The sequence below is a fragment of the Nocardia barduliensis genome (genome assembly GCF_013315795.1).
Taxonomy (GTDB): Bacteria; Actinomycetota; Actinomycetes; order Mycobacteriales; family Mycobacteriaceae; genus Nocardia; species Nocardia barduliensis.
In genome coordinates, this window is sequence record NZ_JABLTE010000297.1 from 1 (window position 1) to 442 (window position 442).

A 442-nucleotide genomic window follows, 5' to 3' on the forward strand; every position below is an offset into this window, starting at 1 on the left:
GTGCCCGGTGCGTCGTACCAACGTGGTCTGTCTTGGTGCGCGGCAGGAAGATGGTCATGCCGCGCCCAGGTTCGACGGTGATGTGCTCGATCTGCAGCCGGCTCAGTTCGTCCGATCGGAAACCCCGCCAGAAGCCGATCAGCACCAGCGCCTTGTTACGGGTGTGGACCTGGAGTTGACGGCCCGCATTTGCCACCGTAGCTGTGGCGATCTGGGCATCGAGCCACGCGACCAATCGCTCCAGTTGCATGAGTTGCAGCGGTTTGGCGCGCCGCTCCTGGGCAGGGTGCAGTGCCTGGATGCCCTTGAGCACCTTCCGCACGTGTGGCGCCCGGGTCGGGTCGGGGAAACCCTGTGAAACGTGCCACTGCCCGATCGCAGCAAGGCGCTGACGCAGCGTGTTGATGGCAAGCGTCTGCGCGTGGTCGGCCAGGTAGCGCGC

1 protein-coding gene is annotated in these 442 nt (G+C 65.6%); it reads right to left on the reverse strand.

What is annotated here, in order from left to right; genetic code table 11:
- Positions 1-442, reverse strand: a 442-nt coding sequence (locus HOV91_RS41355) for a site-specific integrase (protein WP_498072335.1), incomplete at both ends; no start/stop codon positions are given.